16 protein-coding genes are annotated in these 12,623 nt (G+C 34.2%); all 16 read left to right on the top strand.

The window, feature by feature from the left end:
* Positions 1 to 106 precede the first annotated feature (106 nt).
* On the top strand, positions 107 to 871 hold the full coding sequence (locus L1276_RS20330; protein WP_253791074.1) for a LytTR family DNA-binding domain-containing protein: 765 nt from the start codon (positions 107 to 109) through the stop codon (positions 869 to 871).
* 225 nt (positions 872 to 1,096) lie between these two features.
* Positions 1,097 to 1,681 carry an HNH endonuclease gene (locus tag L1276_RS20325; RefSeq protein WP_253791073.1) on the top strand — a complete coding sequence of 195 codons (585 nt, stop codon included), beginning with the start codon at positions 1,097 to 1,099 and terminating at the stop codon, positions 1,679 to 1,681.
* Positions 1,682 to 1,947: 266 nt separating this feature from the next.
* Entirely contained in the window at positions 1,948 to 3,336 is a 1,389-nt protein-coding gene (gene lpdA, locus L1276_RS20320; protein ID WP_253791072.1) for a dihydrolipoyl dehydrogenase, read from the top strand.
* 578 nt (positions 3,337 to 3,914) lie between these two features.
* Entirely contained in the window at positions 3,915 to 4,094 is a 180-nt protein-coding gene (locus tag L1276_RS20315) for a type I toxin-antitoxin system SymE family toxin (protein ID WP_253791071.1), read from the top strand.
* A gap of 145 nt (positions 4,095 to 4,239) precedes the next feature.
* Positions 4,240 to 5,193: an SPFH domain-containing protein gene (locus L1276_RS20310; RefSeq protein WP_253791070.1), complete on the top strand. Its 954-nt coding sequence runs from the start codon at positions 4,240 to 4,242 to the stop codon at positions 5,191 to 5,193.
* Positions 5,193 to 5,435 carry a hypothetical protein gene (locus tag L1276_RS20305; protein WP_253791069.1) on the top strand — a complete coding sequence of 81 codons (243 nt, stop codon included), beginning with the start codon at positions 5,193 to 5,195 and terminating at the stop codon, positions 5,433 to 5,435. Before L1276_RS20310 ends, L1276_RS20305 begins: the two co-directional genes overlap by 1 nt.
* A 13-nt stretch (positions 5,436 to 5,448) precedes the next feature.
* Entirely contained in the window at positions 5,449 to 6,402 is a 954-nt protein-coding gene (locus L1276_RS20300; RefSeq protein WP_253791068.1) for a hypothetical protein, read from the top strand.
* 24 nt (positions 6,403 to 6,426) lie between these two features.
* The gene (locus tag L1276_RS20295) at positions 6,427 to 7,386 is read left to right on the top strand and encodes a DUF6620 family protein (RefSeq protein ID WP_253791067.1); all 960 of its coding nucleotides are present in this window, start codon (positions 6,427 to 6,429) and stop codon (positions 7,384 to 7,386) included.
* 112 nt (positions 7,387 to 7,498) lie between these two features.
* On the top strand, positions 7,499 to 8,248 hold the full coding sequence (locus L1276_RS20290) for a DUF2314 domain-containing protein (RefSeq protein WP_253791065.1): 750 nt from the start codon (positions 7,499 to 7,501) through the stop codon (positions 8,246 to 8,248).
* A 141-nt stretch (positions 8,249 to 8,389) separates the two neighbouring features.
* The gene (locus L1276_RS20285) at positions 8,390 to 8,875 is read left to right on the top strand and encodes a YgcG family protein (RefSeq protein WP_253791063.1); all 486 of its coding nucleotides are present in this window, start codon (positions 8,390 to 8,392) and stop codon (positions 8,873 to 8,875) included.
* 131 nt (positions 8,876 to 9,006) lie between these two features.
* Positions 9,007 to 9,651: a suppressor of fused domain protein gene (locus L1276_RS20280; RefSeq protein ID WP_253791061.1), complete on the top strand. Its 645-nt coding sequence runs from the start codon at positions 9,007 to 9,009 to the stop codon at positions 9,649 to 9,651.
* Positions 9,652 to 10,062, top strand: coding sequence for a hypothetical protein (locus L1276_RS20275; RefSeq protein WP_253791060.1), 411 nt, complete (start codon positions 9,652 to 9,654; stop codon positions 10,060 to 10,062).
* Between the two features lie 118 nt (positions 10,063 to 10,180).
* Positions 10,181 to 11,083 (top strand): arginase family protein, encoded by a 903-nt coding sequence (locus tag L1276_RS20270; protein ID WP_253791059.1) that lies wholly within the window; start codon positions 10,181 to 10,183, stop codon positions 11,081 to 11,083.
* Positions 11,084 to 11,194: 111 nt separating this feature from the next.
* Entirely contained in the window at positions 11,195 to 11,569 is a 375-nt protein-coding gene (locus L1276_RS20265; protein WP_253791058.1) for a YdeI family protein, read from the top strand.
* Between the two features lie 195 nt (positions 11,570 to 11,764).
* Positions 11,765 to 12,196: a GNAT family N-acetyltransferase gene (locus L1276_RS20260; protein WP_253791057.1), complete on the top strand. Its 432-nt coding sequence runs from the start codon at positions 11,765 to 11,767 to the stop codon at positions 12,194 to 12,196.
* 20 nt (positions 12,197 to 12,216) lie between these two features.
* Positions 12,217 to 12,606 carry a DUF1801 domain-containing protein gene (locus L1276_RS20255; protein ID WP_253791056.1) on the top strand — a complete coding sequence of 130 codons (390 nt, stop codon included), beginning with the start codon at positions 12,217 to 12,219 and terminating at the stop codon, positions 12,604 to 12,606.
* Positions 12,607 to 12,623: the final 17 nt, after the last annotated feature.

The raw sequence follows: 12,623 nt of genomic DNA, 5'->3' as shown, positions 1-12,623 counted from the left end.
AAAATTAAAAACCTATTGCAAAAAAAGCAGAGACAATTATATTTGCAAAATCTTTAAGAGTTTCTCTCTTAAAAATGAAACGTTTTAACTTTACCATAAAAGGAAAATGAGAATTGCCATTGTCGAAGACGAATATCTTGCTTCCAGTTATCTAAAATCAATTTTAGAACAGCAGGAAATTTTACAGATTGCAGAAATTACAGTTTTAAAATCTGTAAAAGAAGCCGTTGACTTTTTTAAACAAAACAATGTCGATCTCGCTTTTATGGACATTCACCTTGGCGACGGAAAAAGTCTTGAAATTTTTGAGAAAGCCACTATCTCCTGCCCTGTTATCTTTGTTACCGCTTATGATTCTTATGCCATTTCGGTCTTTAAACACTTTACAATAGATTATCTTTTAAAACCATTTGAAGAACAAGAATTGTTAGAAGCCTTATTCAAATTCAAAAAAATAAAAGACAGTTTTAATGCCGATAATACACTGCAGTCACTAGTTGCATTAGAAAATCCCGAAACAAGCAAAATACAGCGTCATTTTCTCGTAAACCACGGCTATAAGCTAATTTCGGTAAACGAGTCCGAAATCACCTATTTTGCCGCGTCTGGAAAACATCTATTTATCTACGTAAAATCCGGAAACAGTTATTTGTACAACAATACCCTTACAGACATTATAAACAGCCTCGATCCGTTTACTTTTTTCAAAGTCAATAGAAAATATATCGTAAACCGAAATATTATAAAAGAAGTAATAAAACATTCGAACCAAAAAATCGAATTAATCCTAACCGTTCCTGCAGTCGAAAATGATCCGATTATGATCAGTAAAAAAGAAATAAACAATTTCAAAAGCTGGCTAAATCAATAATTTTAGATCCAATTTTTCTTAATTTTTGGCTTTCGCCGAAAATTAAAAAACTGAACTATTCACAATTTGTGAATTAAAATCTGCCTAAAAACTGTCAAAAGCATTTTAAAACGTTAAAATAGCGTTATAAGAATCATAAAATTGACGGTTCATTACCAGCATTATAGCATTCTTCATTTTGGAATTCTTTATCTTTGAGAGACAAAATTTAAATGAAAAAGAAAAATGCCACATAATAGATTTTACCCTAACGAAGTATTCAAAGAAATAGAAATAAACGCCTCATTACAACTTAAATATGCCATTTCAAACAGAGGAAGACTTATAAGCTTTACTGACGAAATTGAAAACGGCCGCATCTTAAAAGGCGGTTTAAGCGATGGGTACCCAACCTTTAGATTTAAAGTCAAAAAAGACGATAAAATCATTAACAAATATTTATTTCTCTACAAATTAGTTGCCCAATATTTTATTCCCAAAGATTCTGAGGAACAAACATATGTCCTGCATCTGGATTACAACCGAAGCAACGATGATATAAGCAATTTACGCTGGGCAACCAAACAAGAAATGATGGCACACAGCCGCAAGAGTCCGCGTGTAATTCAGGCTAAGAAAAACCTGATCGAACACAACTTAAAAGCCGACGGAAGAAAACTGACCACAACAAAAGTCATGTTAATTAAAAAAATATTAGCAAGACCAGAACAAAAAACGCGTCTAAAAATGATCGCCAAACAATTTGGAGTAAGCGAAATGCAGATCCGCAGAATTGCCAGCGGTGAAAACTGGGGACACGTTAAGGTTTAATTTTCTTGTAAAATGTGAAAGGTAAAAGGTAAAATGTGAAATGTTAGATTATTTAAATCAAAATTTCACATTTTACCTTTTATTTTTTAAATCTCTTCCAATTTACAACTCACTTTTTCACATTTTCACATTTTACCTTTTTACAACTTACAATTTTTTAAAATAAATCCTTAAATTCGCAAGCACAAATAACAAAGAATAATCGAAAAATGAGTTTCGGAAAATATAAACTTCATTTTCGATAGTTAATATTAAAAACCAAAAAAATGAAATACGACGTTATTGTTTTAGGAAGTGGTCCTGGCGGATATGTAACAGCAATTAGAGCTTCACAATTGGGCTTTAAAGTAGCTGTAGTTGAAAAAGAAAATCTTGGTGGTGTATGTTTAAACTGGGGATGTATCCCAACAAAAGCATTACTAAAATCTGCTCAGGTTTTTGATTATTTAAAACACGCTTCTGACTACGGATTAAAAGTTTCTGAATTCGATAAAGATTTCCCTGCAGTAGTTCAACGCAGCCGTAGTGTTGCTGACGGAATGAGCAAAGGAGTTCAATTCTTAATGAAAAAAAACAAAATTGACGTTATCGAAGGTTTTGGAAAACTAAAACCAGGAAAAAAACTTGACGTTACTGATAAAGACAATAAAGTTACTGAATACAGCGCTGACCACATTCTCATCGCAACTGGAGCTCGTTCTCGCGAGTTACCAAACTTACCTCAAGATGGTGTAAAAGTAATTGGATACCGTCAGGCAATGACATTACCAACACAGCCAAAATCTATGATCATTGTAGGTTCTGGAGCAATTGGAGTTGAGTTCGCTCACTTCTACAACTCAATGGGAACAGAAGTTACTATTGTAGAATTTATGCCAAACATTGTTCCTGTTGAAGACGAAGACATTTCTAAGCAAATGGAACGTTCTATGAAAAAAGCAGGAGTAAAAATCATGACAAACTCTTCTGTAGAAAAAATCGACACTACAGGAAACGGAGTTAAAGCCACTGTAAAAACAGCAAAAGGAGAAGAAATTCTTGAAGCTGACATTGTACTTTCGGCAGTTGGAATTAAAACAAACATCGAAAACATTGGTTTAGAAGAAGTTGGAATCGCTGTTGACAGAGATAAAATCTTAGTAAACGCTTACAACGCAACTAACATTCCGGGATACTACGCAATTGGAGACGTTACTCCGGGACAAGCTTTAGCTCACGTAGCTTCTGCTGAAGGAATTAACTGTGTAGAGAAAATTGCCGGTTTACACGTAGATCCAATCGATTACGGAAACGTTCCGGGTTGTACTTATGCAACTCCAGAAATCGCTTCTGTAGGTTTAACTGAAAAACAAGCAAAAGAAAAAGGTTACGAATTAAAAATTGGTAAATTCCCATTCTCAGCTTCTGGAAAAGCAAAAGCTGCCGGTGCTGCTGACGGATTCGTAAAAGTAATCTTCGATGCTAAATACGGAGAATGGTTAGGATGCCATATGATTGGTGCTGGTGTTACAGATATGATTGCTGAGGCAGTTGTAGCTCGTAAACTAGAAACTACAGGTCATGAAATCCTTAAATCTATCCACCCTCACCCAACAATGAGCGAGGCTGTTATGGAAGCGGTTGCTGATGCTTACGGCGAAGTAATTCACTTGTAAAAATATACCGTTTACGGTTATATATAATCTTCAATTTAAAAATCCGATTTGTGAAAACAGATCGGATTTTTTTATTCTGTCATTTCGACCGAAGGGAGAAATCGCACTCATATATCCACAAAGCAAATCCCCAATCTTTGTCTTAAAATCAGATTTGTGAAAACAAGTCATTTTTTATGGCGTGTCCCTCCGGGTCAGGCTGTCCGCTGTATCTTTTATGGCGAACCCCGCCATAAAAGGATGCCGCTCCCATCCTTCACGCACAGTAGTTTTTCAAAAGATAAATTATACGCAATTATGATACATCAACCAACTTTGTGAAAACAAGTCGTTTTATTATTCCTGCATATTAAAAATTATTAATAAAATTCTTACTTGTAAACTTTTAAGTTGACAACATTCTCAACTATTCGTTAGACATTGGTTATTACAAAACAAGATAGTTTTTGTCATTTCGACCGAAGGGAGAAATCTTCACAAGAAACTCCACAAAGCAAGTCGCTAATCTTTATCGATAAACGAGTGCGATTTCTCCCTTCGGTCGAAATGACAATACTTTGTCTTAAAAAATAACAACAATGAAAGATTCTGGAAAACTTAAAATTCATCCTAAATATCAAAAAAGAATGTACAAAAACATTACCATTCCATCAATTAAACCAGAAGGCAAATGGCTTGAAAATCTTGGATTTAAAAAAGGCGGCGTTGTAATTGTCGAGCAAAAGAAAAACAGACTTATCATTACCACCCAAAAATAATAAATCATCTTTTTTCCAAACACCAATTCAAAACCACAATACAAGTCTTAAAACTTAACAAACAAAAAGTTGTTAAAAACTTGATATAAAAAAGTATGACCATCGTCTTATAATTCTTATTTTTATTTCTTACAAATAAGAATTCATGAAACTACCTTTTATCGAAATAATCGAAGCCGCAACAAGTGATCCTAATTTACTGATGTGGAAATTTTATGATGAAGATAAAGAAATCAAAAACGGAGCAAAATTAACCGTTCGTGAAAGCCAGCACGTTATGCTTTTAAATGAAGGTCAGCTTGCAGATGTTTTTTCTCCCGGACTTCACACCTTATCTACAGAAAATATTCCTGTTTTAAGCAGGCTGAAAGGTTGGAAATACGGTTTCGAAAGTCCGTTTAAAGTCGATGTTTATTTTTTCAATACACACCAATTCATCAATAATAAATGGGGAACTCCCGCTCCTATTTTGATGAACGATCCACAATTTGGACAAATCAGAATTCGCGCTTTCGGAAGTTTTGATATCAAAATTGTCGATGTCGCAAAATTCTTCCGCCAATATGCCGGAACTTATAAACAGCTTACGATTTTTGAATTACAAAATCAGCTGAGAGATTTTGTTGCACCAAAATTTGGAGAAGTTCTCGCAAACGAAAATATAACCGTTACAGACGTTGCAGGAAACATTACACAATTAGGAAAAAAAATTGAACCTTATCTTAAACCCTATTTTGAGCAATTCGGAATTGAATTAACCCAATTCGTCATTACAAGCGTAACCTTACCGGAAGAAGTTACGGCACATTATGATAAAATTACCAATATGAATATGGTAACCGATATGGATAAATTTACCAAGTTTAATACTGCGGCCGCCATTGGCGACAAAGGAACTGCGCTCCATGATGCAACGCAAAATGCCTTAAGCATGGGAATTCTTTTAAACCAATTACAGCAAAATAAAGAAACTCCAAAACTAGAAACCGCAGACGATTTAACCTCTAAACTTCAAAAACTAAAATCTTTATTTGATGCCGGTTTAATTGACGAAGACGAATTCAAAAACAAGAAAACCGAACTATTAAATCAATTGTAATGGAAGAGAAAAAAGTCAATTCGTTTTTGAGCAGACTCAAAGAAAATGCACAAAAACAAACCAACTATGGAGGCGAAATCGAAATTACCGAAGCTAAAATGAACGCTAAAGACTGCCCTAACTGTGGTGCCGGAAGAGCAAAACAAGACGGCTTAACCCATTGCGCGTATTGCAGATTTGAGTTTTTAAGCGTAAAACTTACAGACGGAGTTTATATTAAAAAAGACGATAATTCAATTTAAACAATTAGATAACGTGTTCGGATTATTCAATAAATCAAAAGACAAAGAAAACGAAGGAAACAGCCAAACATTTCCGGAATGGTATGCAGAGCTTCAGGAATCACAGCAAAGATGGTTTGCCTTTTTAGAAAAACTCGAAGCAAAAATGGAAGAACTGGCAGAAGCGGCCATTCCAGAATTGAAACAGCTTTTGCAAGAAGATGAAGATATCTACAAAAGAACTTTTCACAGAGTGTATTCGGGCGTAAACGGTCAGTTAAACAACATTAGAGAAAAGGCCAGAGATACTTATGAAGAAAAAATAGACAGCATTTATTACGATCTCAACTCCAGAATTTCTGTTTTAGATAAAAACCACGATTTATTATCTGATTTTAGAAGCGCGTGTTCGGATCGTTACAACGATTTTGATGATAAATACGATTATTGGAGAAAACAAATTGACAAAACTCAGGAACGGGATCTTGAAATTGAGTACAAAAAAATTCTTGATGAATTTGAAACTATAAAAGACAAATTCAGCTGTACACAATGCGGAGGTAATATTAAAATCGAAAAAATATTTTTAATCGAAACTTATATTTCATGTCCGTACTGCAAAACACAAAATACCTTTGCGCCAAGCACACAAGGAAAAAATCTACAGAATATTGCCAGAGAATTGGCAGAACAAAGAACAGTGCATTTGTATGAAGAATTTGAAAATGAAAACAATAAAGAACGTGAATTGTACCATCAGCGTCATGAACTAAGCCTGAGTAAAATTCACGAATCTGATAAAAAAGTTTTAGGCGAAATTCAGGCAAAAATGGATAATCTCGAAGAGCAGAGACAATTCGTTATTAAAAATGCTCCAAAACTTCGTCAAATTTACCTTAGAGCGATGTATGACGAATGGAACAAAATTACACCCGATTTAAAAGAGCACAACGAAAAAATGTATCAAAATCAATTACAATCCTTATAATTTATTAACCCTAAAATTTGAAAAATGTTTAAAAAACTTTTTGGATCTCTAACTGGAGACAACAAGCAGGAAAACCAAAATTTTGAAGCACAGACTTCAAATGATAATTATGAAAATGATTACGAAGAGGAATATCAGGAAGTAGAATACGATCCTGAAACACTACACGGAACACATTATACAGTAGAAGATTTTGATGCCGAAGTTGCCGAAAGAGCCGAAGCATGGATTGCAGATGAACGTGCAAGTGGAGAAAATCTGGAAGAAAAAGATATTAAAAACATATATTTTAATTACAGAAGAACGGTTTACACAGAATGGAATAACTGCGATTCAGATCAAATGATTCGTTTTGAGCACGCTAATTCTTTAAAATACAGCGGTGTTCAGACTTCTGGATTTGTAAAAGTAGACGATAACAATCCGTTTCTTGAACCTGTTCACGGTGTAGATTTAAGAACGTATACGGCAATGTGTCTTAAAATCAGCGCCGGAATCGATTATCTTGAAGTTTGTAAAGCAATGGGATTCGAACCTGCAGTTTGGGAAGAGTTAAACACAATCTGGCCGCAGCGTATGGGAGAAGATACTTCGTTTACCGTTACCACTTTATTCGGACAATATTATGCTGAAAATGTAACTGTTCCACAATTAGAAAACCTGAAAGCTGAAATTTCTGAAGAAGGCGCAGCAAATCTGGAAAGAATAAAAACAGATCGTTATTTCTACGAAGAACTAGCTGGCGCAAGACAAGCGGCTTACGAATACGGAATTGACGGGGCACAATGGATTTTAGATACTTTTGGAATTAATCTTGCCGACTTCCAATCTGTAGCAATGCAATGGATGACAGAGCAAAACCAAAACTGGAATTCAGCAGATATTACAGAATTTCATGATTATCAACAACAAAAACAAAAAGAATATGCTGCCAAATTTGCAGCAGAACAAGGCGGAAATATTGCAGACGATGTAAATTTCTAAATTGAATTTCTTTTGATGATAAAAAAACCGATTTGCAAAAACAAATCGGTTTTTTATTCGTTTAAAATTTCTTAGACATCTTAAAATTTTACTTTACAATAAATAATACAAAATGGAAAACACACCAATATTCTTTGCCGATGGAGAAAATCCAAAAATGATCGAAGCCTACAAAAAAGCACAAGAAACTTTTAAATATTTCTGGAGAGAATTATCCTGGGAATACCGAAGAATAATTCCGGGACTTGATGTTGCCTGCGTTAAACTAGCATTTACTCAGGACATAGACGGCGAAACTGTAGTTGAACATATGTGGATTAACGATATCAATTTTGACGGCGACAGTATCTACGGAATCCTTGTAAACCAACCTAACGAATTAACAAACGTAAATAACGGCGACGAAGTAGAAATACCCGTAAATCAAATCAGCGACTGGTTATTTGCCAGTCAGGGAAAAACGTACGGGGCTTTCACAATCCACGCCATGCGATCAGAGATGAACGAAGAGGAAAGAAACGAACATGACGAAGCCTGGGGATTAGACTTTGGAGATTACAACGATATTCTGGTAGTTTCTGATCAAAAAGAAAAACCAGAAAACCTTGTAGAACATCCTATGAGCAAAAACATGAAAGAAAGCCTTATGGATTTTGTAAAAAACAATCCGGAAGAACTTACTTCACAAGACGAGTCTGGTTATACTTTTTTACATCGTGAAACCATTGCCGGAAACAGTACATCTGTCGAAGTTTTACTGGAATCAGGAGCAGATCGCAACGCGAAAACCAGCAATGGCAAGACCGCGCTTGATTTTGCTAAACAATTAAACTGGGAGCATTTAATTCCGTTATTGCAATAGATTTCAATCAAAATCCGATTCGTTTAAGCAAATCGGATTTTTTTTATTTCCCTAAAAATAAATATTAATTTATCGTCACAATTTAAAGACTGATTTTTAATAATAAAGCATTAATTTTGCGGCACCCAAAACATATCTGCCATGAAAAAATTATTACTTTTTTTAACCCTTTCTCTTTTTTGTTCTCAGTATTTTTTTGCGCAAACAAGTAATCAGAACAATTTTGCAAAATCGTACGATTATGTAAATGACTTCGAAAAGATTTTAACCTCAAGCCAGCTCAAAACTTTAAACGATTTATTAAAAAAAAGCGAGACCAAAACCAATACAAAAATCACTATTGTAATTACTCCTTCAATAGCGCCGTATACAGATTTAACTCAATATTCTTCAGATTTAGATAAATATCTTGTTGCTAATTTAAAAATAGACACTTCTATCTTAATCATTTTAAGCAAACAACTAAGACAAATTCAGATTCAGGGTGTTGAAAAAATACGATCTAAAATGTCAGATCAGGAAATGAAAGATATTGTCTCCAATTATGTACTTCCCGAATTAAAAAAAGGCGATTATTACAAGGCACTTCAGGAAGGCGCAAATCAGCTCATAAAAAAACTAGAATAAAAATATAGTATCCGGCTCTTCAAACAAGCCGGATTTTTTTATGCTTTTTTTGCTTCCGGATAACAAATAAATTTAATTTTCTGCACTAAAAATAATATCTTGTCTATTATTTAAACCAGAAAATTGTTAGTATGAATTTAGAAGAATATAAAAAAGCGTTTTCAGAAGATGATGCCGTTGGATGGCTGGAAATAGATAAAGTATTTGACCAGCTTTATCCGGAACAAGAACCCAAACATTTTGCTCCTGCCATAAGTTATATGCTAGGCGGAGAAAGTCCGCTGGACGGCGTAAGTATTTACGAGAGCAAAAAACAAGAAGACCACTTTCATTTTGTAACCTACGGTTTTTCTGAATTGTATTATAACGAAGAAAAAGTCGATGGCGAATTCAGTAAATGGGGATTTGAACTTACTTTTAGATTAAAACCTTTTGAAGCCGACAACGGAAACCCAAGCTGGGCAGTGGCACTTTTACAAAACATTGCCAAATATGTGTTTGACAGCGGAAACTGGTTTGAAGAGTTTCATTATATGCCTGCCAATGGTCCAATAAGACTTGACACCGATACTGATATTACAGCGCTGCTTTTTATAAACGATCCCGAAATCGAAAAAATACAAACACCGCACGGAGAAGTTTCATTCCTGCAGATTGTTGGAATTACTTCGACAGAATACGAACACATCAAAGAAAACCCAACAACGGTTGAAGAATTAGTAAATAAATTAAAGAAAGACAATCCTTTATTGATAACTGATTTAAACAGAAAATAAATGGCAAATACTTTTTATTCCTATTCTGCTTATATATCGCCCGTATCAAATGCAGATATTACCGTTTTAAGAGAATATCTAGAAACTTTTTATCAAGAATCTGATAATGCAGACAAACCACAAATTGTACTGAAGGATAATGCAATTACGATAACTTTTGATGACCAGTACAAATTCTATATTTATTTATCCGATGAAAAACATGTAAATGAAGAAGCTGCAGAAATTGCTGATTATCTTGAAGAAGACTGGAACGAAAACACTTATGATAAAGAAAAACTAAAAGTTTCACAAAAAAGATTTGAAATTTGGGGAGATCAGGATTTTGACATGGATTATTTCAACGACAGCCTTTTTATAATAGACCAAATTGAAAAGTTTAGCGATATTATTATCTTTCAAAATCAATAACTTATATTAAATACAAAATCCGATTTACGATAAACAGATCGGATTTTTTTCATTTTGGATTGTTAAAAAACCTTTCGCAGACATATATTTTAATAACTTTAGATACAAAAACGGCATTATGAAAGAAATAACCATTGTCGAATTTACTTCTAATTTAGGTTTAAAAGAACCATATCCAGGCAAAGAACCAAGCGTAAATTGTCTGCCGGATTGGTTATGGAAACACAATTTGCATAAAACCGTTAGAGCTAAAAATATAATAAGACTCGATCCGCCAAAATATTCCAGCATAAAAGATCCCGAAACCAATATTTTAAACGCAGATTCTCTGGTTACTTATGCGAGAGAGCAAGCGTATTTAATAAACAATTTACTCAGCTCAGGTAAATTTCCGTTTGTACTTGGCGGTGATTGCAGTATACTTTTAGGAACCGCAATGGCATTAAAACAAAAAGGAAATTACGGTTTATTTTACCTCGACGGCCATACTGATTTTATGGATATTTCGCTATCAGAAACCGGTGGTGCCGGCGGAATGGCTGCATCAATTATTACAGGAAACGGACATACAAAACTAACCAATATTCTAAATTTATCTCCTTATATAAAAGAAGAAAACCTTTGGTGCGTGGGCAATCGTGAATATGATGACACTTACGAAAACGAAATCAGGAAATCCACAGCAACTTATTTAAGCCTTAATGAATTACGAAAACAAGGCATAAAAAATGCCGTTCAATCCTTTCTTTTAGAAATCAAGAGCAAAAAACTCGACGGCTTTTGGATTCATATCGATGTCGATGTTTTAAACGATTCTATAATGCCCTGCGTAGACAGCCGAACTCCAGACGGCCTGACTTACGACGAATTTAACGAACTTACCTCCTATTTGTTTCAAAGTAAAAAACTAACCGGACTCGAAATCACAATTCTAGACCCCGGTTTAGACGAAACCGGACAATATACTAAAGAGTTTGTAGAAAACATTACTTCAACTTTTAATCAAAATTTCAATAATTAACTACACAAATAAAAACCATAAACACCAAATAATCAATATTTTAATTTATTTTTACTCCTGACAAACCGTTGTCATCATCCCATTTTACTTTTACTATTAAAAATAAGATATATGGAAACGAAAGACGGAAAATCAGCCCTTTATGCCCAAACCAGAGCTGATTGGCGCAAATGGTTAACAGAAAACAGCGTCAGCGAGAAATCAGTTTGGCTGATTTTATTTCACAAGAAAAGTAAAACTGAAAGTGTCAATTTAATTGAAGCTACTGAAGAAGCACTTTGTTTTGGCTGGATCGACAGCTTATGCAAAAAACGCGATGCCGAAAGTTATTATCTCACCTTTTCGCACCGAAACCCGAAAACCAGTAAATGGAGCAAACCCAACATAGAGCGAGCTGAACGTATGATTAAAGAAGGTTTGATGACAGAACACGGACAAAAATTAATCGACATTGCAAAGGAAAAAGGAAAATGGGTTACAGAATAATATGAGTGTTCACTTCTGTCAGGCTGTGCACTCTATTTCCAATTAACAAAAATTACAACTAAAAGTCTTGTTTTTCTAAATCGGCAGATGCCATTTCCATCTTAATGCAAACCCGTTTTTACAGGACCTTATTTGTAACAGATCATTTTAAATAAAAAGGCTACTTTTAAATGAAAATATAAACGCAGTCATTTGATGAAAATAGTCGAAATTAGAAATAAAGATTACCCATTACTAAAACAGCTGTTTTTAAACGAAAGGCAAAGAACATTTTCCTGGCTGGATACATCCGATTTTCAATTAGATGATTTTGAAAAATACACGCAGGGTGAACAAATTCTCGTGGCATTATCAGATGATATTCCGGTTGGATTTATTTCAATATGGACTCCCACCAATTTTATACATCACTTATATATCGATCAAAAATACCAAGGCCAAAAAATTGGAACGGCATTATTAAAAGCAGTAATTAATACATTTAAACTTCCATTGACTTTAAAATGTCTTGAAAACAATACCAAAGCAATTCAGTTTTATAAAAAAACAGGATTTACAGCAAAAGAAAAAGGACAATCCGGCAACGGAACTTATATTTCGTTTGAGCTTTCAAAAAATATTGATTAACAAGTAAAAAATCAAAAACCATGAATCAGGAAATCCAGAAATACAACGATTCTCAAAATCCCGAAGACAAAAAAATAGGTATTATTTTGAGTTCAGAAATTGATGCGTTTTTAACAGAAGCCGAAAGCAAAATCTGGCATCGGCATCCGGTTTGGTTTCTTGACGGAAATCCCGTTGCAGGTTACAGTAAACTAAAAGATTCTGTAAGATTACTTTTTTGGAGCGGACAATCTTTTGACGAACCTAATCTTCAAAACGAAGGAAGTTTTAAAGCTGCCGAAGCCCGTTACCCAACCGCTGACCAAATCAATATAGAAGATTTAAAAAGATGGCTTGAAAAAGCCCGAAATATTCAATGGGATTATAAAAACATAGTAAAACGCAAAGGTGTTTTAATACGACTGAAATAATATTAATTTAAATACAC

This window comes from Flavobacterium sp. HSC-32F16, from assembly GCF_024171645.1.
Classification (GTDB): Bacteria; Bacteroidota; Bacteroidia; order Flavobacteriales; family Flavobacteriaceae; genus Flavobacterium.
Note: the sequence above shows the minus strand (reverse complement) of the source record. Positions and strands in the feature narration are given on the sequence as shown.

Coding starts and splice junctions, on each gene's coding strand:
- L1276_RS20270 (WP_253791059.1), top strand. CDS start 10,181: ATGAAAGAAATAACCATTGTCGAATTTACTTCTAATTTAGGTTTAAAA.
- L1276_RS20280 (WP_253791061.1), top strand. CDS start 9,007: ATGAATTTAGAAGAATATAAAAAAGCGTTTTCAGAAGATGATGCCGTT.
- L1276_RS20330 (WP_253791074.1), top strand. CDS start 107: ATGAGAATTGCCATTGTCGAAGACGAATATCTTGCTTCCAGTTATCTA.
- L1276_RS20260 (WP_253791057.1), top strand. CDS start 11,765: ATGAAAATAGTCGAAATTAGAAATAAAGATTACCCATTACTAAAACAG.
- L1276_RS20325 (WP_253791073.1), top strand. CDS start 1,097: ATGCCACATAATAGATTTTACCCTAACGAAGTATTCAAAGAAATAGAA.
- L1276_RS20295 (WP_253791067.1), top strand. CDS start 6,427: ATGTTTAAAAAACTTTTTGGATCTCTAACTGGAGACAACAAGCAGGAA.
- L1276_RS20285 (WP_253791063.1), top strand. CDS start 8,390: ATGAAAAAATTATTACTTTTTTTAACCCTTTCTCTTTTTTGTTCTCAG.
- L1276_RS20265 (WP_253791058.1), top strand. CDS start 11,195: ATGGAAACGAAAGACGGAAAATCAGCCCTTTATGCCCAAACCAGAGCT.
- L1276_RS20315 (WP_253791071.1), top strand. CDS start 3,915: ATGAAAGATTCTGGAAAACTTAAAATTCATCCTAAATATCAAAAAAGA.
- L1276_RS20255 (WP_253791056.1), top strand. CDS start 12,217: ATGAATCAGGAAATCCAGAAATACAACGATTCTCAAAATCCCGAAGAC.
- L1276_RS20310 (WP_253791070.1), top strand. CDS start 4,240: ATGAAACTACCTTTTATCGAAATAATCGAAGCCGCAACAAGTGATCCT.
- L1276_RS20305 (WP_253791069.1), top strand. CDS start 5,193: ATGGAAGAGAAAAAAGTCAATTCGTTTTTGAGCAGACTCAAAGAAAAT.
- lpdA (WP_253791072.1), top strand. CDS start 1,948: ATGAAATACGACGTTATTGTTTTAGGAAGTGGTCCTGGCGGATATGTA.
- L1276_RS20290 (WP_253791065.1), top strand. CDS start 7,499: ATGGAAAACACACCAATATTCTTTGCCGATGGAGAAAATCCAAAAATG.
- L1276_RS20275 (WP_253791060.1), top strand. CDS start 9,652: ATGGCAAATACTTTTTATTCCTATTCTGCTTATATATCGCCCGTATCA.